At 68.2% G+C, this 6,050-nt stretch carries 6 protein-coding genes and 1 pseudogene; 3 read left to right on the top strand and 4 right to left on the bottom strand.

Features of this window, described 5'->3' with window-relative positions; genetic code table 11:
* A partial coding sequence (locus DM816_RS39640) for a protein kinase domain-containing protein (protein WP_162908326.1) occupies positions 1-1,095 on the top strand: 1,095 nt, incomplete at its 5' end.
* Position 1,096: 1 nt separating this feature from the next.
* A complete protein-coding gene (locus DM816_RS39635) occupies positions 1,097-2,296 on the top strand; it encodes a YncE family protein (protein ID WP_117215614.1) in 1,200 nt (399 codons plus the stop codon).
* A 161-nt stretch (positions 2,297-2,457) separates the two neighbouring features.
* On the opposite strand, the gene DM816_RS39630 is transcribed toward DM816_RS39635, so the two are convergent.
* The 3 genes from DM816_RS39630 to DM816_RS39620 form a co-directional block, all read right to left on the bottom strand.
* Complete coding sequence (locus DM816_RS39630) at positions 2,458-3,324, bottom strand: dioxygenase family protein (RefSeq protein ID WP_117215613.1); 867 nt, start codon at positions 3,322-3,324, stop codon at positions 2,458-2,460.
* A gap of 66 nt (positions 3,325-3,390) precedes the next feature.
* Positions 3,391-3,819, bottom strand: a complete 429-nt coding sequence (locus DM816_RS39625; protein ID WP_117215612.1) for a roadblock/LC7 domain-containing protein — start codon at positions 3,817-3,819, stop codon at positions 3,391-3,393.
* On the bottom strand, positions 3,816-4,442 hold the full coding sequence (locus DM816_RS39620) for an ATP-binding protein (protein WP_162908325.1): 627 nt from the start codon (positions 4,440-4,442) through the stop codon (positions 3,816-3,818). Before DM816_RS39620 ends, DM816_RS39625 begins: the two co-directional genes overlap by 4 nt.
* 302 nt (positions 4,443-4,744) lie before the next feature.
* Between DM816_RS39620 and DM816_RS39615 the strand changes: the two genes are divergently transcribed.
* Positions 4,745-5,557, top strand: coding sequence for a metal-dependent hydrolase (locus tag DM816_RS39615; protein WP_117215610.1), 813 nt, complete (start codon positions 4,745-4,747; stop codon positions 5,555-5,557).
* On the opposite strand, the pseudogene DM816_RS39610 reads toward DM816_RS39615, so the two are convergent.
* A pseudogene (locus DM816_RS39610) lies at positions 5,558-6,050 on the bottom strand (bifunctional 3'-5' exonuclease/DNA polymerase); the annotation flags it as partial.

The raw sequence follows: 6,050 nt of genomic DNA, 5'->3' as shown, positions 1-6,050 counted from the left end.
ACGCCCTACATCGTGATGGAGCTGCTGCACGGCGAGACGCTGGCCGACCGGCTGGCCCGTGGGCCGCTGAGCTGGCCGCAGGCCGCCGCGATCGGCGGGCAGGTGGCCGGGGCGCTGGCCGCCGCGCACGCGCAGGGTGTGGTCCATCAGGACATCAAGCCGGCCAACATCATGCTCACGCCGTCGGGCGTGAAGGTGCTCGACTTCGGGATCGCGGCCGTCACGGGCCGCCGCGAGGACTCACATTGGATCATCGGCACGCCCGCGTACGCGCCGCCCGAGCGATTGCGCCAGGTGCCGCCCGATCCGTCGGCCGACGTGTTCGGCCTCGGCGCTGTGCTGGTCGAAATGGTGAGCGGGCGCAAGCCGTGGCCCATCGAGTCGTGGGAGGACGCCCAGCGATCCGATCATGCCCTGCCCGCTTTGCCGCCGAGCGTGCCCGCACCGGCGGCGGCCGTGATCCGGGAGGCGCTCGACCCGTCGCCGCTTGCGCGCCCGACCTCGTCGTTCCTCGCGCAGGTGCTGAAGAGTCCGGATAGGACGATGGTCGCGCCCGCGGGCGGATTGATCGCCGGTTCGGCGGCCGTGCCACCGCGCTCCGCGCATGCCACGCAGATCTATCACCCGCCGGCCGCCAAGCGAGGCCGCTCTCCCGCAGTCGTCGCGGGCGTGGCGCTGCTCGCCCTGATCCTCGTGATTGGAGGGATCTTCTTCCTCACGCGAGCGTTGCGGCCCGACCCCTCGACGGTGACGACGCTTCCCACCGGCAGCCCGGTCACGCAGGCGCGGCCGGCGCCGGCCTCCTCGCCCACTCCGGCGGCGCAGCGCGACGCGGCGGCGATCCTGCTCGCCCTGCGCCAGGCGGTGGACGCGGGCGAAAGCGCCGGCCAGATCGACTCCGACAAGGCAAAAGACCTCCGCAAGGAGATCAACGAGATCGACCGCAAGGGCCGGGGCAAGGACTTCACCGCCAAGATCGAAGACACGCGCCGGCGGATCGATGATCTGGCCGAGGACGGCGAGCTCGCGGCGCCTTTGCGGCAGACCCTGTTCACACTCCTTGACGAGCTGGAGAGACAAGCTACTCTTCGGTAATATGAAGCTATCGAGGAGTGTCATTGCCTTGGTGTGCGTCGCCGTCATCGGCGCCGCCACACCCACCCCCGCAACCGCCCAGCCGGCGCAGCAGGTCCTGTTCGTGGGCAACAACTGGGACGGCACGGTCGACGTGCTGCGCCCCAGCGGCGGCTTCGAACGGATCCGCCGGATCAACGTCATCCCCGACCGGGACGCCCGCATGGTCGAGATCTACCTGAACCCGGTGCGGCTGGCCTACTTCCTGGCGATCAGGCAACTCATCGGCGAGGGGCATGATCAGTTCGTGGACGACATGTACACCAGCCCGGACGGCCGCCTGCTGGTCGTGTCCCGGCCCAGCTTCGGCGACGTCGTGGCGATCACGCTGGCCACGGGCCGGGTGGCGTGGCGCTTCCGGGTCAGCGGATTCCGGGCCGACCACATGGCCCTCTCACCGGACGGGCGGCACGTGGCGGTGTCCGCGTCCACGGGCAACGTGGTGCACGTGCTCGACGTCGCGACCGGGCGGCAGGTGGGCACGTTCGCGTCGGGCGATTCCCCGCACGAGAACATCTACTCGCGCGACGGGCGGCGCATCTTCCACGCCAGCATCGGCAGCGTCTACACCGGACTGGACCGGCCGTGGCTCGACAGCACCAAGGGTCAGCGTTATTTCCAGATCGTCGACGCGGGTACCCTGCAAATCCTCAAACGCATCGACATGCGCACCAAGCTCGACGCGGCCGGCCACACCGACCTGAGCTCCGCGGTGCGCCCGATGACGCTGACCCCCGACGAGCGCCTGGCCTACATGCAGCTGTCGTTCCACCACGGGTTCATCGAGTACGACCTGGTCGCCGACCGCGTGCTGCGGGTGGCGCACCTGCCGATCCTGACCAACGCGCCGCGCGAGGACTACCTGCTCGACTCGGCGCATCACGGGATCGCGATGAACCCCGACGGGACCAAGCTGTGCGTGGCCGGGACGATGTCCAACTACGCGACCATCGTCTCGCCGACGACGTTCGCCCACGGGCAACTGATCCGCGGGGACAAGCCGTACTGGGCAACGCCCAGTACGGACGGGCGGTACTGCTTCGTGTCCTGGAGCGGGATCGACGCCATCTCGGCCATCTCCTACGACACGGGAGCGGAGGTCGCCCGCGTTTCGGTGGGCGACCATCCGCAACGGATGCGCATGGGAATCCTTGCCGCGTAAGCGGGGTGGGGCGCATGCCCCACCCCGGTCTCCGTCAGGCACATGCCAACGTTGACCGAAGCCACTGCCGCACCACTCAAGCCCAACGCCTCGCGACGGGTCTCAGTCAGACAGCCACGTGCATCAGGCGGTAATGCCCTCCGTGACGATCGGGTACCTTGCTATTCCACGCCGACGACGAGTGAGACCGTGTAGCCGCTGTCGACGTCACCGGTCACGGTCCCGAGCTGCTTCACGCCGTCGTCCTCGCCGAAGACGTTGTCGGTGGACAGGTCGACTCGGGCGAGGGCGGTGACCGACGACTCGTAACCCGGTTGCGCGTATGCCGTCTTGCACACCTCGGCAGGCAGAGCCACCTGCGAGGTCGCTATGGCCTTGGTGGCATCGGTGATACCGGCCCGATCCGGGAATACCTCGAAGTGGATGTGCGGCCAACGCCCCGGGTAGCACGCCGGGAAGATGCTCGTGAATCTCACCTTGCCGTCGGCGTCGGCGATCTGCACACCGCGCAGGTAGTTCTCACCGGTGACCCCTTGCGAGTAAAGCGAATATCTGCCCTCGCGATCGCAGTGCCAGACGTAGACGGCCGCCCCGGCAAACGCGGCGCCGTCATTGGCCAGGTTCTTGATGACCAGCTCCAGCGTCATGGGGATGCCATCGGCCTTCCCGCCCGCGCCGCCGAAGCTCGACCGGATGTCGCCGCGGACGACCCCGCTCTGCTCCAACACGTCGGGCCCATTCGAACCATCGCCCGGGTAGGGGCCTGCCGTCTCCTCTGGGATTTCACCGGTCGTGCCGGTGCTCGCGGAGCCTGCGGGCGATCCGGTCGGGGCGGTCGACGAGGTGGCCGTCGCATTGCCGCCGCCCGAGCCGCCTCCGCATGCGGCGAGGCCCCATCCGGCCATGCCTATGCCGATCGCTCGCAACAGTTGGCGGCGGCGCAGGATACCCAGGTCGAAACCGAGGCCCTGGTCGAAGATCTCCTCATGGGGTTTGGCCAGCGGGCGGCCTTCATAGCTGCGATCCATGAGTCCATCCTGCGAGCGGGCCCTTTGAAGCGCCCATGCGCTTGCTGTGCGCCCGCTGTGGATCCGCTAGCGCGGCAGCGCCTGTTGCAGCTCTGCCCGAAGCGCCGGGGTCAGGATCTCCCCCGCCTGTTTGACCAGGCGCACCATCTCGTAGCCGACCACGCCCAGATCGGCGTTGTTGTCCGTGAGCACGGCCAGCACCGAGCCGTCCTGGACGGTCATGGCCAGGAAGTAGCCCCGGGCCATCTCGATGACCGCCTGGCGCACCTCGTCGCCGTCGGCCAGATTGGAGACCACTCCTGCGATGCTGATCAGTCCCGAGGTGACGGCGGCGAACTGGTCGGCGGCCGCCCGGGACACCCCCTCCGACAGTGCGATGGGCATGCCGTCCGAAGACGCGACCATGGCGTGCTGGACCTCGGCGACCCGGCCGACGAAGGCGTTGATCAGCCAGTTCAGGTCCTCTGCGGGCTTGCTTAGCGCGGCGGTGTTCATTTCTTCCCCTCGCGGAATAAGAGATCGCCCGGGATCCGAACACTCGCACTTGTACCGGCCGAGCTGGACGAAAGGCTCACCCGGATCTGGTGCCGGGCGGCCAGATGGCTGACCACGACGAGCCCCATGCGCTCGCTGGCCGCGATACTCAAATCGGGCGGCATTTTCAACAGGGCGTTGGCCTCGAGCAACGCCCCCGGCGCAAGGCCGATGCCCTCATCGGTGATCTGCAACGTCGTCCCGATCTCGTCGGTCTCGCACGTGACGCAGACCGGCGAATCGGGTGGCGAGAAAGCCGTGGCATTGTCGAACAGCTCCGCCAGCAGATGGATGAGATCGGGCGCCGCGTGCCCGCTCACCGGCGTGCCGTCCTCGACATCGGACCGGATTCGCTGGTACGACTCGACCTCCGACAGTGCGGCGAGGACCACGCCGTCGAGCGGCACGCCCGGGTCGTCGTCATCGGCCCGCCTGCGCATCTGACCTCCCGCCAGCACCAGCAGGTTTTCGTCGTTGCGGCGCAGGCGCGCGGCCAGATGGTCCAGCTGGAACAGGGCGGCGAGGCGCTCGGGATCGCGCTCCTCCCGCTCCATCTCGTCGAGAATACGCAGCTGTCGCTCCACGAGGAGTCGACTCCGCCTCGCTAAATTGATGACGATCGCATTCATGACATCGCGTTCCTCATCAATCACGGCACATCACGCGCGGTACTTTACCGGTGACCCATTGAGCCGTTCAACTGTCCGTAGTGGAGGGTCAGCCGATTGCGCGACCGCCCTCCATTTGGCACAGTGCCTCGTGGCCGCGGGCGTCTCGCCTCGGTCCCTGCCGGGTGGGGCGGTCGGCTCGGGTCCGTGTGACCTCCTCTCGCGCCCGCCAGGCCGGGTTCGCGCCACAATTCCTTGTGTCTGGGGAGGTTTTCGCAATGATGGGTCCCTCGCACGCGCTTTCGGGCGCGGCGGTGTGGTTGGCCGGGTGCTGGGTCGCGAAGGAGGCCTTCGACTACGGACAGTCCGCAACGACCATCGCGATCGGCGCGGCCGTCTGCGCCGGCGGCGCGCTGCTCCCCGACCTCGACATGTCCGGCAAGGTCACGAAGAACCAGGGCGGGTCAACGGTTTCGCGCAGCTTCGGCGTGCTGTCCCTGTTCGTCGCCGAGGTGATCGAGAAGATATCACTTGGCGTCTATCACGCGACCAAGTTGAGCAAGGACCCGGATCGCGACAACGGGCACCGCACGCTCACCCACACGATCCCGTTCTGCCTGCTGATGGGCTTCGGCGCGACCTGGTTGTGCACCCAGTACGGCCGGTGGGCCGTGCTCGGCGTGCTTTTCTTCATGTTCGGCCTGGCCGTGCGCGGGCTGTTCCACCAGTGGGCCAAGCGGGTCGGCTGGGTTTTTGTGACCATCCTGTCGGCCGGTGCCGCCTATTTCGGCTGGCTCTACCTGCCGACAATCGATCGAGGATATCCGATGATCGGGGTGGCGGTCGGCGTCGGCTGCTTCGTGCACCTGATGGGCGACATCATCACCAAGGCCGGAGTGCCGATCCTGTGGCCGATCCCGACCGGGCGGCGCATGTGGCGCATGATCGGGCTGCCCGACACCATTTCGATCGAGGCGGGCAGCAAGATCGAAACGCGGGTGCTCAGCGTGCTGTTCACGCTGATCTCGCTCGCGGCAGGGGCCGGTTTGCTGGCGCCCGCTTTGATGAAGCGGCTCAATATCGAGCTTTGACTACTTCGCTTCCGAGTACGCGTCGACGACCGCGATATCCAGTGGAAAGCGCACCGGCGTCTCGCCGAACAGCAGCCGTGCGGCCTGCGGCGGGGCGTCGCTGAGCGCGGCCACCACCGCGTCCACTTCGGACACCGGGCAGTGCACGATCACCTCGTCATGCTGGAAGAACACCATGCGGGCGCGAAGGTCCCACAACGTGTCGCGCAGCAGCGCGAGCACCGTCGCCGCCCACTCGGCCGCGGTCGCCTGGATCACGAAGTTGCGGGTGAACCGCCCGCGGGCGCGGCCCGACGCGCCCTCGTCCTGCCAGCTGCGGTCCAAAGACGACGGTGTCGACGGCGGGCAGGTGCGGCCCAGCCACGACCGCACCAACCCGCCCGACTCGCCCGTGCGCGCCGCCGCCTCCACGTAGGCCCACGCCCTCGGATAGCTGCCGCGCAGCACGGCCAGCGCGGGCGCGGCGGCCCCGCCGGTCTGCCCATACATCGCG

Source organism: Allorhizocola rhizosphaerae (genome assembly GCF_003426775.1).
Lineage (GTDB): Bacteria > Actinomycetota > Actinomycetes > Mycobacteriales > Micromonosporaceae > Allorhizocola > Allorhizocola rhizosphaerae.
This window is presented reverse-complemented; position numbering and strand designations above follow the sequence as displayed.

Bases quoted from the DNA above. Each gene is read 5' to 3' on its own strand.
- DM816_RS39635 (WP_117215614.1), top strand. From the start codon at position 1,097: ATGAAGCTATCGAGGAGTGTCATTGCCTTGGTGTGCGTCGCCGTCATC.
- DM816_RS39625 (WP_117215612.1), bottom strand. From the start codon at position 3,819: ATGAACACCGCCGCGCTAAGCAAGCCCGCAGAGGACCTGAACTGGCTG.
- DM816_RS39630 (WP_117215613.1), bottom strand. From the start codon at position 3,324: ATGGATCGCAGCTATGAAGGCCGCCCGCTGGCCAAACCCCATGAGGAG.
- DM816_RS39615 (WP_117215610.1), top strand. From the start codon at position 4,745: ATGATGGGTCCCTCGCACGCGCTTTCGGGCGCGGCGGTGTGGTTGGCC.